Here is a 13,502-nt window from a genome sequence, read left to right as displayed (position 1 = left end):
CTATGACAACAAGGGATAGCCTCCATGCAGGAACAGTTCTTCAGCGTCACCCATGCCACGCCGGTCAATGTGATCCCCATGCCGGCCGACTTTCGTCTGCCGACGCTGGAGGCCCTGGAGGCCGAGTTGCCCGAGCCGTTTCGCATCGCCTCCGCCATTACCTCCATCGATCTGGTGAGCAGCCGGTTGCTGCGCAGCCAGAACGAGTCCATGCACGATCTGGTGGAGATCATCAATCAGCAGTCCCGCAAGATCGACATGATCATGGGTTATGTGCTGGCGGCCCAGGATCACCCCGAGCACCGCTTCCACACCCTGCGCTTTGGCGCCGGGCAGCTCACCTACCTGCACCCCCACCAGGGGCACGGGGAGGCCCCCGCCCTGCACCAGATCGTGCGGCTCAAGATCTTCCTGCGGGAAGAGGCCTCCGCCATCTACTGCTACGGCGAAGTCGTGCAGCGGGACGCCGGAGAGCACGGCACCCACGTGGTGCTCGACTACGTGCGCATCCGCGAGGATGACCGGGAGCTGCTGGTGCGCGCCAGCCTGCATGTGCAGTCGAAACAGCTCAAGCTGCGTGCCCAGGAACGTCAGCGCTAACCCAGGTCCATGTCAAAAGAACGCCAACAGTAAAAGACTCCGATGATGCCAATGACCCTCCCCGCCTTGCCCGCCAAAGCGGGCCAGAAGACAACGTTCGGCCAGCTGGTCGGCAGCAGCCTGGCGCTGGTTGCCGCCCGCCTCACCCGGGAAGCCCGAAGACCCGTCCTGCTGGTCACCGCCGATACCCCGAGCGCCCTGCGCCTTGAACAGGAACTGGGGTTCCTGCTGGCGGATCAGGATTGCCCGGTGCTGCTGTTCCCGGACTGGGAGACCCTGCCCTACGACAGCTTCTCTCCCCACCAGGACATCATCTCCCAGCGCCTCGAGACCCTCTACCAGTTGCCGCAGATGCGCCACGGCGTGCTCATCGTGCCCATCTCCACCCTGATGCTGCGCACGGCGCCCCAGGCTTATCTCGACAAATACAGCCTGATGGTCACAAGCGGCCAGCGCCTCAACCTGCAGCAGCTGCGCGGGCGTCTGGCGCAGGCGGGCTACGTGGCGGTGGAACAGGTGCTGGAGCACGGCGAATTCGCCGCCCGCGGCTCCCTGCTGGATCTCTTCCCCATGGGGAGCAGCCGCCCCTACCGCATTGATTTTTTTGACGACGAGGTGGACTCCATCCGCCCGTTCGACCCCGAGACCCAGCGCTCCAGCGAGCCGGTGAAGTCGGTGAGCCTCCTGCCCGCCCGGGAATTTCCCACCGACGAGGGGGCCATCGAGCTGTTTCGTGGCCAGTATCGCGAACAGTTCGAGATCTCCCGGGCCGAGGGCTCCGTCTATCAGGAGGTGAGCAAGGGGCGCTGGCCCGCCGGCATCGAGTACTACCTGCCGCTCTTCTTCAACCAGACCGCCAGCCTGTTTGACTACCTGCCAGGCAACACCCTGCTGCTCACCGTGGGGGAGATCTACCCCGCGGCCCAGCGCTTCTGGAACGACATCGGCCAGCGCTATGAAGACAGGCGCTGGGACAACACCCGTCCCCTGCTGCCGCCCCAGCAGATCTATCTGCCGGTGGAGCAGCTCTTCGCCGCCCTCGGGGACTATGGCGCCGTGCGGCTGCAGGAAGCGACCGTTGACGGCGGAGCGGGTCAGCAGGATCTGCCCCTCGCCCCCCTGCCGGATCTGCAGCTCGACCACAGCAAGGAACAGCCCCTGCTGGCCCTTGACGGCTTCCTGCAAGGCTTTGCCGGGCGCACCCTGTTTGCGGTGGAGTCCGAGGGGCGGCGCGAGGGGCTCGGGGATCTGCTCGCACGGATCAACCTGCAGCCCCGGGAGTTTGCCTCCCTCGACGCCTTCCTCTCGAGCGATGCGCGCCACGGGCTGCTGGTCTGTCCCCTGGAGCGGGGCTTCCTGCTGCAAGAGCCCGGCCAGACGCCCCTTGCCCTCATCACCGAAGCCGAGCTGCTCGGCGGCAAGATCCGCAGCAAGCGCCAGCGGGACAAGAGCAAGAACTTAAGCTCGGATGCGGTGATCCGAAACCTGGGCGAGCTGACCCAGGGCCAGCCGGTGGTGCACCTGGATCACGGGGTCGGTCGCTATCTGGGGCTCGAGACCATAGACGCCGGCGGCCTGCCCACCGAGTTTCTGACCCTGGAATACGCCGGCGGCGACAAGCTGTTCGTGCCGGTCACCAGTTTGCACCTGATCAGCCGCTACACCGGCTCGGACAACCCGCCCAGCCACAAGCTCGGCGGCGAGGCCTGGGTCAAGGCGCGGCGCAAGGCGGCGGAGAAGGTGCGGGACGTGGCGGCCGAGCTGCTGGATGTCTATGCCATGCGGGCAGCCCGTCACGGCTTTGCCTTCAAACACGACCGCGAAGCCTACCGCCAGTTTGCCGCGAGCTTCCCGTTCGAGGAGACCGAGGATCAGCTCAATGCCATCAACGCCGTGCTCGGCGACATGTGCCAGGCCAAGAGCATGGACCGCCTGGTGTGCGGCGACGTGGGCTTTGGCAAGACCGAAGTGGCGATGCGGGCGGCCTTTGTGGCCGTGCACGGCGGCAAGCAGGTGGCCGTGCTGGTGCCCACCACCCTCCTGGCCCAGCAGCACTACGACAACTTCCGCGACCGATTCGCCAACTGGCCGGTGCGGGTGGAGGTGCTGAGCCGCTTCCGCTCCGCCAAGGAGCAGAGCGCCGTGATGAAGGAGATGGCCGAGGGCAAGGTGGACATCATCATCGGCACCCACAAGCTGCTCGGCGCCGAGCTCACCTTCAAGGATCTGGGCCTGCTCATCGTCGACGAGGAGCACCGCTTCGGGGTGCGCCAGAAGGAGAAGATCAAGGCGCTGCGCGCCGACGTGGATATCCTCACCCTCACCGCGACCCCCATTCCCCGCACCCTCAACATGGCCATGTCCGGCATGCGGGATCTCTCCATCATCGCCACCCCGCCCGCCAAGCGGCTCGCCATCAAGACCTTCGTGCGCCAGCACGAACCTGCGGTGGTGCGCGAGGCGGTACTGCGGGAATTGAAGCGCGGCGGCCAGGTCTACTACCTGCACAACGACGTGGAGAGCATCGAGAAGTGCGCCGCCGATCTTGCCGAGCTGGTACCGGAGGCGCGCATCGGCATCGCCCACGGCCAGATGCGCGAGCGGGAGCTCGAGCGGGTGATGTCGGACTTCTACCACCAGCGCTTCAACCTGCTGGTGTGCACCACCATCATCGAGACCGGCATCGACGTGCCGAGCGCCAACACCATCATCATGGACCGGGCGGATCACCTTGGTCTGGCCCAGCTGCACCAGCTGCGGGGCCGGGTGGGGCGCTCCCACCACCAGGCCTATGCCTACCTGCTCACCCCCCATCCCAAGCTGATGACCAAGGATGCGGCCAAGCGGCTGGAGGCCATCGCGTCCCTCGAAGATCTCGGCGCCGGCTTTGCGCTCGCCACCCACGATCTGGAGATCCGGGGCGCGGGCGAGCTGCTGGGCGACGATCAGAGCGGCCAAATTGAATCGGTGGGCTTCACCCTCTACATGGAGATGCTGGAGCAGGCGGTGGAGGCGCTCAAACATGGCAAGGAGCCGTCGCTGGAGCAGCTGATGAGCCAGCACACCGAGGTGGAGCTGCGCCTGCCCGCCTTGCTCCCGGACGACTACATCCCGGACGTCAACATGCGGCTCTCCATGTACAAGCGCATCGCCAGTGCCGCCGATGAGCAGGAGCTGCGGGAGCTCAAAGTGGAGCTCATCGATCGCTTCGGTCTCTTGCCGGAGCCGACCAAGACGCTGATGGAGCTGGCCGCCTTCCGCCAGCGCGCCACGGCGCTGGGCATTCGACGGGTGGAGATGAGCGAGCGCGGCGGCTATCTGGACTTTACCCAGGAAACCCGCGTCAACCCGGCCTATCTGGTCAAGCTGCTCTCCGAGCAGCCGCGCATCTACAAGATGGACGGACCGACCCGGCTGCGCTTCCAGGTGCCGACCCAGGACAGGGCCATGCGCCTCAAACTGGTGGACGGCCTGCTGGCGGATCTCGCCCGCCATGCCACCCCCTGAGGGGAAGCATGACGTCAGCAGGGCGCGACCTGCCGCCTATAACAACGGGAGCCCCAGGGCTCCCGTTTCGTTGCTGGCAAGGGGCGGCATCTCGCCCCCGGCCCGCCTTCTTGCCTCCCGATGCCTCGGTTCGCCCTCCTGGCAGCACCATTTTGCCGCCGAATCCATCTGTTGATACGATGCATTGAGTCATCACCCATCTGAAAAACAGATGGATGTGGGGATGATCGTGGGCAAAAAACGGGTTCAACGCGCCTCGATAGCCCCGCAGATGGCTCGTGCCGTATTTATCCCGCCCACGTATCCAAACCAGGTATCCCGGCCAAGGGGCCACCAGCCATTGCACCGCGACAACCGAGGCGCCGCGTCAGCCCGTCAGCCCGTCAGTCCGTCAGTCCGTCAGTCCGTCAGTCCGTCAGTCCGTCAGTCCGTCAGTCCGTCAGTCCGTCAGCATATCAACCTGATTCAACTCGCCTGCACGCCAATAAAAACGGGAGCCTTGACGGCTCCCGTGACGAAGGGACGCTGGCCCGGGCTCAGCCCTGGTTGGCCGGATCCTCGTGGGCGGAGAACTCCCGCATGAAGGCCTCGGCCCGCTCCACCATCCTGGTGGACCCGACGAAGTAGGGGGTGCGCTGGTGCAGAGCGGTAGGCTGGATGTCCATGATGCGGCCAAAGCCGTCGGACGCCTTGCCACCGGCCTGCTCCACCAGGAAGGCCATGGGGTTGCACTCATAGAGCAGGCGCAGCTTGCCGTTCGGGGAGTTGGTGCCGGACGGGTAGATGTAGATGCCCCCCTTGAGCAGGTTGCGGTGGAAATCCGACACCAGGGAGCCGATGTAGCGGGAGGTGTAGGGCCTGTGAGTCGCCTCGTCACGCTCCTGGCAGTATTTCAGGTACTTCTTCACTCCGTCCGGGAACTTGATGTAGTTGCCCTCGTTGATGGAGTAGATCTTGCCCTCCTCCGGAATGCGGATGTTCTCGTGGGAGAGGCAGAAGCAGCCGATGGAGGGGTCATAGGTGAAGCCGTTGACTCCAAAGCCGGTGGTGTAGACCAGCATGGTGGAGGAGCCGTAGACCACGTAGCCCGCCGCGACCTGACGGTGACCCGGCTGCAGGAAGTCCTCCAGAGTGACCCCGGCGCCCGGTTTGCTGACCCGGCGATAGATGGAGAAGATGGTCCCGACCGAGACGTTGACGTCGATGTTGGAGGAGCCGTCGAGGGGGTCTATCAGCACCACGTACTTGGAGTGACGGGAGAGCTCGGAATCGAAGGAGACGAAGTCCTCCTCCTCCTCAGAGGCCATGCCGCACACCTCGCCACGGGCCTCCAGCGCCGCCTTGAAGCGCTCGTTGGCATAGACGTCCAGCTTCTGCTGCACCTCGCCCTGCACGTTTTCGGCGCCGATGGAACCGATGATGTCCGCCAGACCCGCCTTGTTGATCTCCCGGTTCACCACCTTGGCGGCCAGGCGGATGGAGCTGAGCAAGGAGGTCAGCTCGCCGGTCGCGGTCGGGTAGTCCGCCTGCTTTTTGACGATGAACTCGCCCATGGTGATCATGTTTCGCATTCTTGTTCCTTTAAGATCGTTTCCGTTGGCCGTTGAAAACGTTTGCAAGTGTCGGCAAAAAAAGTGCCGATCCCCGGCAGCGTTGTTTTGTAACCCAATGTAACGCCTGTTTTTTGTTTTTGCAGCGAATTAAGCCGTTCTTTAAATCGCCAGAAAGCCGCGCCACCACGGGCTTTCGCCGTGAAACAAGGGTGCCATCCGGCATCTTTTGGGGGGTTAATTCGTGACAAGAATGCATCCGGGCCGACGCGGCTGCCCGCCCTGCTCCCCCTGGCGCCCGGCAATGTTGCGCCAGAGGCGCCCCTCTTGAGATCTCCCCCCCAATCCCGCACACTGGCTGCGCTTTGGAAGCAAAAAAACATAAGGATATTCAATGAAAAAGTCGCTTATCGCCGGGGCGGTTGCCGCTCTGCTCACCCTCCCCGCCCTCGCCGCCCAGGTGCCTGAAGGCACCCAGCTTCTGCCAGCCGCCCAGCAAGTGTTCGTGCGCAACATCGGCACCGAGCCTGCCTCCATCGATCCCCAGATGGTGGAAGAGAGCGCGGGCAGCGACGTCGTCAACGATCTGTTCGAGGGGCTCTATACCCTGGATGGCAACGGCAAGCTGCAGGCGGCGGGCGCCCTGGGCTACGAGCTCGATGCCACGGGCACCGTCTACACCTTCAAGCTCAGACCCGATGCCAAATGGTCCAATGGCGAGCCGGTGACGGCGGCGGACTACGTCTATGGCTGGCAGCGGGCGGCGGACCCCAAGAACGCCTCCAACTACGCCTGGTTCATCGAGCTGACCGGCGTCGCCAATGCCAGCGACGTGGTGCAGGGCAAGCAGAGCCCGGATGCCCTGGGGATCAAGGCGCTCGATGACTACACCCTGCAGATCACCCTGAAAAACCCGGTCCCCTTCTTCCTCAAGACCCTCTCCCACTACACCACCTTCCCGGCGCCCAAGGCCACCATCGAGAAGTTCGGTCATGAGTGGGTCAAACCGGCCAACATCGTCTCTAACGGCGCCTTCGCCCTCAAGGAGTGGACCCCGAACGAGCGCCTCATCGCCGAGCGCAATCCCCACTACTGGGACAACGAGCACACCGTGCTCAACAAGGTGATCTATCTGGAGATCGTCTCCGATACCGCGGCCTACAACCGCTATCGTGCGAGCGAGCTGCACTACACTACCTATCCCCTGGAGCAGTATCAGCAGATCAAGCGCCAGAGCCCGGAGGAGCTGGTGAGCGCCCCCATGCTCGCCACCTACTACTACGTGTTCAACACCCAGCGCAAACCCTTTGACGACGTCAGGGTGCGCAAGGCACTCTCCCTTGCCATCGACCGGGACACCATCACGGAGAAGATCCTGGGACAGGGGCAGCTCTCCGCCTTCAGCCTGACCCCGCCGAGCGTGGACGGCTTCGAGCTCAAACGCCCCGCCAGCGAGCTGATGAGCAAGGAAGAGCGCATCAAGCAGGCCAAGGCGCTGCTCGGCGAGGCGGGTTACGGCCCGGACAAGCCGCTGACGGTGGACATCCTCTACAACACCAACGAGGGGCACAAGAAGATAGCGCTCGCCATCTCCTCCATGTGGAAGCACAACCTGGGGGTCAAGGCGGAGCTCAACAACATGGAGTGGAAGACCATGGTGTCGGCCCTGAACGAGGGTGACTTCGGGGTGAGCCGCTACTCCTGGAACGGAGACTACAACGATGCCTCCACCTTCCTCGACATCATGACCTCCAGCAGCAGCGCCAACAGCGGCAAGTGGTTCAACAAGGAGTACGACGCCCTCCTGGCCAAGGCCCATGACGCCAAGGATCCGGCCGAGCGCAACCGCCTCTATCAGCAGGCCGAGGTGCTGATCGACGAGGAGGCCCCCATCGCCCCTGTCTACTTCTACGTGAAATCACGGCTGCTCAAACCCAACGTCAAGGGCTACCCCTACCAGAACCCGCAAGACCTGGTCTATGCCAAGGATCTCTATCTGACGGCGCAGTGACGCTGGGCACCTAACCAAAAAGACCGCCTCGTGGGCGGTCTTTTTTTATCCTACTTCTCCTGACAGCCCGCCACCGCGAGCCGGGCGCGTCTTCGCACCGTCACGGGCCTCACCAGCAACTGCGCCAGCAGCACCCCCATCAGGGTCATGCCGCCACCGATGAGGTGATAGCTGGTGAGCCGCTCCCCGAGCCAGCTGATGGCAAGAGCGGCCGTCATGACCGGCAACAGGTTCATGAAGATGGCGGTGCGGCTCGCTCCGAGCAGGGCAATGCCCTGCATCCAGAGCCAGGGCGAGAGGGCCGAGGTCGGGATCCCCGCATAGAGGATGAGCCAGAGGGCGCTGCCATCGGGCCAGTGCCCGTCCACCAGCAGATAGAAGGGGGTGAGGAACAGGAGGCTGCACAGCACCTGACCGTAGAGCATGGACCAGTTGTCCAGCCCCAGATCCCAGCGCTTGAGCAGCACGCTGTAGAGCGCATAGGTGGCCGCCGAGAGCAGCATGTAGACGGAACCGATATGGATGCCCTGGGTCAGCAGCCGGGCCGGATCCCCCTGCCCCAACAAAATCGCCAACCCCAGAATGGAGATGGCGCCTCCCAGCAGCGCCCCCCAGGTGGGCCGCTCGCGCAGCAACCAGATGCTGAGCAGCACTGTCATCAAGGGGGTCAGCCCCATCATCAGGCCAATCTCGGTGGCCCCCAGGGTCTGGGCCGCGTAATAGCCAAAGGTCTGGTTCAAGACCATGCCGAGCAGGGCCAGCACCGCCAGCTTCGAGAAACCGGCCCGCAGCTTGCGGCGCTCGCGCCAGGCCCGGTGAGCCAGAAACGGGGTCAGCACCAGGGCCGCCACCATCCAGCGCGACCAGGCGAGCGCTGCAGGAGACAACACCCCGACCGCCAGCTTGCTGACGATGCCATTGCCGGCCCAGATGGCCATGCAGGAGAAGGGAAACAGGAAGGCAAGGGGCATTGCGATATCCAGAATAAAAAGGCGGGCATTGCGCGCGAGTATAGAGAGGCAATCAGGATAAGCAAGCCTGCCAACGCAGGAAGAAGCGCCATGACGCGAACGGTTGGCGCCGCGCCCAGGCGCCATCAACAATCATGCCCGCACAGGGGCGGGCATGAGGGGGACCAGGGTCAGCCTGAGGCGCCTCAGGCGGCATCCATGTGGAGCCTTGAAATCAGTTCATTGACCTCGAGCACCGTCTGGCGATGGGGAATATCGGCTTGCAATGGCATCATCAGCAAGCCCGACTGGAAATCGAAGCGCCCCCTGCCGTGGATGTAAATCCGCCCCTTGAAGAAGGTTTTGACATGTTTTGCCACCATCAGTGGCAGGTACTTCTTGAACACTCTCATCGTTTGCAACCTCTTGAAGTTGTATCCGTATGACAGCAGCTTATGCGAAATAATTCCGTTAAATTTATATAAAAAACCGGAAAATTCGACTCTCTCTTCCCCAAAAAACCAAACTGTAACTTATTATTAACTTTTACCGTATTGTATGCGGTCCTTCCAGCCAGAGCAAGACTCCTTTGCCATCTTGCCATTCGATGCAGGCCAGCCCGGACGTCGCGAACATGGGGGCCCCTGCCGCCGGGCAGAGACTCTGGACCAGATACCCCACCAGCGGCAGGTGACTGACCATCAGGATGTTGTCATGCTCCGCCGCCAGCTCCGTGAGGTAGCTTGCCACGAAAGCCGGGTCCCCATAGGGGGTGATGTCGCCGCTCTCCTCGACCTTGAGGGCCTTGGGCAACTCGGGGGCGATGGCCTGCCAGGTCTGTCTGGCACGCAGGTAGTTGCTGTGGATCACCAGGTTCAGGGAGCCTGCCAGTTGGGGAGCCAGCCAGCTCGCCATGTGGATGGACTCTTCGATGCCTTGCTCGGTCAGTGGACGCTGTTCATCAGTCTTTGCGTTCATGCCAGCCTGGCCATGACGCATGATGTAGATTTTCATTACAACCTCGCCCAGGGGGCCTGTTTAAATAGCGGGGGGATCTTACCCCGCCATGCCGGGGGAAACAATTGCGCCACCTCTCAGAAAAGGGTTTGCCTCGCAAGATAGCGGGGTCGATAATCATGTTTAAATTCAAATAAATTCACCGCGAGCCCCTCCCCAATGAGCCCATATGCCAGTCCCAATGACCATCGGCGGTATCACTATCTGGAGCTGGCAAACCGGCTCAGGGTCTTGCTGATCTGTGATCCCGAGACCGACAAATCCGCCGCCTCCCTGGCGGTGAATACCGGCCACTTCGACGATCCTGCGGATCGCCAGGGCATGGCCCATTTCCTCGAGCATATGCTGTTTCTCGGTACCCGCACCTACCCCAAACCCGGTGAATACCAGCAATTCATGAGCCGTCACGGGGGCAGCAACAACGCCTGGACTGGCACCGAGTTCACCAACTTCTTCTTCGACATCGACAACGGCTTCTTCGAGGCGGGGCTCGACCGGTTCTCCCAGTTCTTCATCTGCCCCACCTTTGCACCGGAGTGGGTCGACAAGGAGCGCAACGCGGTGGACTCCGAGTACCGCCTCAAGCTGCAGGACGACGTGCGCCGCAGCTACCAGGTGCACAAGGAGACGGTCAATCCGGACCACCCCTTCTCCAAATTCTCGGTGGGCAACCTCGATACCCTGGCGGATCTCCCCGGCCGGGATCTGCGCTCGGACCTCATTGCGTTCTACGAAACCCACTACAGTGCGGATCGCATGGCGCTGGTCATGCTTTCACCGGCACCCATCGAGACCCAGCTGGCCTGGTGTGATCGCTTCTTTGGTGCCATTCCGGATCGCCGCCTCGGCCCTCCGGTACTGAGCCATCCTCTCTACCGACTCGATGATCTCGGCATTCGCATCCAGCTGACCCCGGTCAAGGAGACCCGCAAGCTGGCGCTGACCTTCCCGCTGCCGTGCGTGGATGAGTATTACGACAAAAAACCCCTCACCTTCCTGAGCCACCTCATCGGCTATGAGGGGGAAGGCAGCCTGCTCTCTCTGCTCAAGGGACGAGGCTGGGTCAATCAGCTCGCCGCCGGCGGCGGCATCAGCGGCGCCAACTTCAAGGACTTTGGCGTGAGCTTTGGCCTCACCCCCCTTGGGCTTGAGCATGTGGACGAGATCATCGCCGCCCTGTTTGGCTATCTGAAGCTCATCGAGCGGGGCGGGGTGCAGGCCTGGCGCTATGAGGAGAAGCGCAGCGTGCTGGAATCCGCCTTCCGCTTCCAGGAGCGGGGCCGGGCCCTCGACACCGTCTCCGGCCTCGTGCTCAACCTGTTCAGCTACGGGCCGGACGATCTGCTCTATGGCGACTACATGATGCGCGAGTTCGATGAGCCGCTGATCCGGCGCTTCCTCGCCAAGCTGACGCCCCACAACCTGCGGGTGACCATCCAGGCCCCGGAAGCGAGCACGGATCGCCTCGCCCGCTGGTACCAGACACCCTACAGCGTCCAGATCATCAGCGAAGCCGAGAAGATCCGCTGGCAGCAGAGTGAACCGGATCCCGCCCTGCACCTGCCGGCGCCCAACCCCTTCATCAGCACCCGCCTCGACGCCCGTCTGCCGGCGCTGCCCGCCGACATGCCGTCCTGCCTCATCGACAGGCCCGGTTTCCGGCTCTGGCACCTGCACGAGCATCAGTTCAGCGTGCCCAAGGGCAGCCTTTACATCTCCGTCGACAGCGAACATGCGGTCAAGAGCCCGCGTCACATCGCCATGGCGCGTCTGGCCGTGGAACTGCTCACGGATCACCTCAACGCCCTCACCTACCCGGCGGAGCTCGCGGGCCTTGGCTACCAGATTTATGCCCATCAGGGGGGCTTTACCATCAACCTCAGCGGCTTTGCCGACAAGCAACCGCTGCTGCTCGACATGATCCTCGGCAACCGCACCCTGGGGTATCCGGATCCGGCCCGCTTTAGCGAGATCAAGGAGCAGCTTATCCGCAACTGGGAGAACCAGTCCAAGACCCGCCCCATCTCCCAGTTGTTCAACCAGCTCACCAGTTTGCTGCAACCCAATAACCCGCCCTTCGAGCAGCTGTTGCGCCACCTGCGCACCGTCGAACTCGGCGAGATGCCCGGCTTCGTCTCCGAGCTCTTTGCCAGGGTGCATCTGGAGGCCCTGGTACACGGAGACTGGACGGCCGCCGAGGCCCTCGAACTCGCGGCCCTGCTGGAGCGCCACCTCGGTGCCAACAGCCAGCCCAGCGCCGAGACCCGCCGCCCCCTCATCTCCATCCAGGACAGAGGCACCCTCATTCGCGAGCAGGGGTGCGATCACGAGGACTCGGCGCTGCTGGTCTACTACCAGTCGCGCACCACCCGGGCGCGGGATCTCGCCTGCTTCACCCTGGCCAACCACATCATGTCATCCACCTTCTTCCACGAGCTGCGCACCCGCCAGCAGCTCGGTTACGTGGTGGGAGCCGGCAACCTGCCCCTCAACCGCCATCCCGGTCTCATCTTCTATATCCAGTCGCCGGTAGCGGGGCCGCAGATCCTGCTGGATGCGGTGGAGGAGTTCATCGATCTCTTCCCGCTGGCCATGTTGGAGTTCACCGAGCAGCAGTGGCAGGAGAGCAAGGCGGGGTTGCAGGCCCAGCTCAGCGAGCGAGATGCCAACCTGCGCAGCCGCGGCCAGCGGCTCTGGGTCAGCATCGGCAACAAAGATCTGGGTTTTGATCAGCGCGAACGGGTACGCGAGGAGGTGGGCAGGCTTAGCCGTGCCGATCTGGTGCGCTTCATCACCCAGCTGAGATCCCGTACCTCGGATCGCCTCATCCTCTGCAGCTATGGCCTGGGCCACGAGCACGACGAGCGGATCACCGGCCAGTTTGTCGACGATCCCAGGGCGTTTCGGCTCAACGCCGCCACCTTCGAAGGCTGACCTCCCCTGTTGGCAACGCGCAGGCAATAAAAAGCCGACCCCGTGGGGTCGGCTGGAAAAACCATAATCAATTGCGACCAGAGCCGCCAAAAGTGAACATGAGCGTGAAAATCAGACACTGGGTTGATGTTCGACCGGCGTTCAAACCAGAGCTCATCGGTCGGCACCAGCAGTGATTGAGAAACAGCCTCATCTTAGGCATTTCCCTGATTTGCCACGTTGATCTATGTCAAAGGAGGTAAAACAAGCGCCACTTCCATCCTTGGCAGCGGCCTCGCGCCCTCTCAGCCCCGGCGGATCAGCCGGTAAGCCACCTCGTCGAAATAGGAGAGCTGCCCCGAGAGCACCCTGGGGTGATCCAGCTCAGCCCCCCGGCCCAGCACCTCGACACCAAAGTCGCGCTCAAACAGGGTGCGCACCTCCATCTCCCCCACCGAGAACGGCGGCTGCTGCTGCTGCTCGGGCTGATACTCGAGGGTCACCAGCAACACCTGCCCCCCCGCCTCCACCAGGCGGCTCATCAGGGCGGCATACTGGCGGCGCATGGCGCCCGGCAAGGCGATGAGGGCCGCCCTGTCATAGACCAGGCGATAACGCTGACCAAGCTCCGGAGCGGCGAAGAAGTCCCCCTGATAGATGCGCAGATCCTCGTGCCGGTGGCACTGATAGGGACCCACCTCGCTTCTCTCTGCACTCAGGTTGTTCTCGTCAAAAAACTGGGTAATGGCGAGCTCGGAGAGCTCGAAGCCATCCACCGGATGCCCCTGCTCACGCAGCCAGAGCATGTCCCGGGACTTGCCGCAAAGGGGCACCAGCACGGGGTCGCTCCCTTGCTGGGCCGACCACCAGGATTGCAGCCAGCGGTTGAAATCTGCCTGATGAAAGCCAATCCGGTTCTCTTTCCACTTCTGGTGCCAAAATGCCGCTTCCATC

General features: G+C 63.1%; 10 protein-coding genes. 4 read left to right on the top strand and 6 right to left on the bottom strand.

Translation table 11 applies throughout. The features are described 5' to 3' along the window. Positions 1-24: 24 nt before the first annotated feature. Entirely contained in the window at positions 25-600 is a 576-nt protein-coding gene (locus tag H7R73_RS10950; RefSeq protein ID WP_103260033.1) for a PilZ domain-containing protein, read from the top strand. Between the two features lie 42 nt (positions 601-642). Next, positions 643-4,107 carry a transcription-repair coupling factor gene (gene mfd, locus H7R73_RS10945; protein WP_103260032.1) on the top strand — a complete coding sequence of 1,155 codons (3,465 nt, stop codon included), beginning with the start codon at positions 643-645 and terminating at the stop codon, positions 4,105-4,107. 536 nt (positions 4,108-4,643) lie between these two features. Here the strand turns inward: mfd and fbp are convergent. Continuing rightward, complete coding sequence (gene fbp, locus H7R73_RS10940) at positions 4,644-5,678, bottom strand: class 1 fructose-bisphosphatase (RefSeq protein ID WP_029314452.1); 1,035 nt, start codon at positions 5,676-5,678, stop codon at positions 4,644-4,646. Next, positions 5,666-5,908, bottom strand: coding sequence for a hypothetical protein (locus H7R73_RS10935; protein WP_139739434.1), 243 nt, complete (start codon positions 5,906-5,908; stop codon positions 5,666-5,668). The genes fbp and H7R73_RS10935 overlap by 13 nt, the downstream gene beginning before the upstream one ends. Before the next feature lie 143 nt (positions 5,909-6,051). Here H7R73_RS10935 and H7R73_RS10930 point away from each other — a divergent pair, with 143 nt between their 5' ends. Continuing rightward, a complete protein-coding gene (locus H7R73_RS10930) occupies positions 6,052-7,668 on the top strand; it encodes a peptide ABC transporter substrate-binding protein (RefSeq protein ID WP_103260031.1) in 1,617 nt (538 codons plus the stop codon). Between the two features lie 50 nt (positions 7,669-7,718). Here H7R73_RS10930 and H7R73_RS10925 read toward each other — a convergent pair whose 3' ends face one another. From H7R73_RS10925 to sixA, 3 genes are all read right to left on the bottom strand, one after another. Next, positions 7,719-8,639 carry a DMT family transporter gene (locus tag H7R73_RS10925; protein ID WP_039039040.1) on the bottom strand — a complete coding sequence of 307 codons (921 nt, stop codon included), beginning with the start codon at positions 8,637-8,639 and terminating at the stop codon, positions 7,719-7,721. Between the two features lie 185 nt (positions 8,640-8,824). Beyond that, entirely contained in the window at positions 8,825-9,031 is a 207-nt protein-coding gene (locus H7R73_RS10920; RefSeq protein ID WP_005324080.1) for a DUF1107 domain-containing protein, read from the bottom strand. Positions 9,032-9,164: 133 nt separating this feature from the next. After that, on the bottom strand, positions 9,165-9,632 hold the full coding sequence (sixA, locus tag H7R73_RS10915; protein WP_042863795.1) for a phosphohistidine phosphatase SixA: 468 nt from the start codon (positions 9,630-9,632) through the stop codon (positions 9,165-9,167). A gap of 162 nt (positions 9,633-9,794) precedes the next feature. On the opposite strand from sixA, the gene H7R73_RS10910 reads away from it, so the two are divergent. Beyond that, positions 9,795-12,569, top strand: a complete 2,775-nt coding sequence (locus tag H7R73_RS10910; protein WP_039039038.1) for an insulinase family protein — start codon at positions 9,795-9,797, stop codon at positions 12,567-12,569. Positions 12,570-12,853: 284 nt separating this feature from the next. Here H7R73_RS10910 and H7R73_RS10905 read toward each other — a convergent pair whose 3' ends face one another. Continuing rightward, a complete protein-coding gene (locus H7R73_RS10905) occupies positions 12,854-13,501 on the bottom strand; it encodes a thiopurine S-methyltransferase (RefSeq protein WP_039039037.1) in 648 nt (215 codons plus the stop codon). Position 13,502: the final 1 nt, after the last annotated feature.

The sequence above is a fragment of the Aeromonas sp. WP2-W18-CRE-05 genome, assembly GCF_014168615.1.
GTDB lineage: Bacteria > Pseudomonadota > Gammaproteobacteria > Enterobacterales > Aeromonadaceae > Aeromonas > Aeromonas caviae.
The sequence above is the reverse complement of the archived record's forward strand: the minus strand, read 5'-3'. Positions and strand labels throughout refer to the sequence as shown.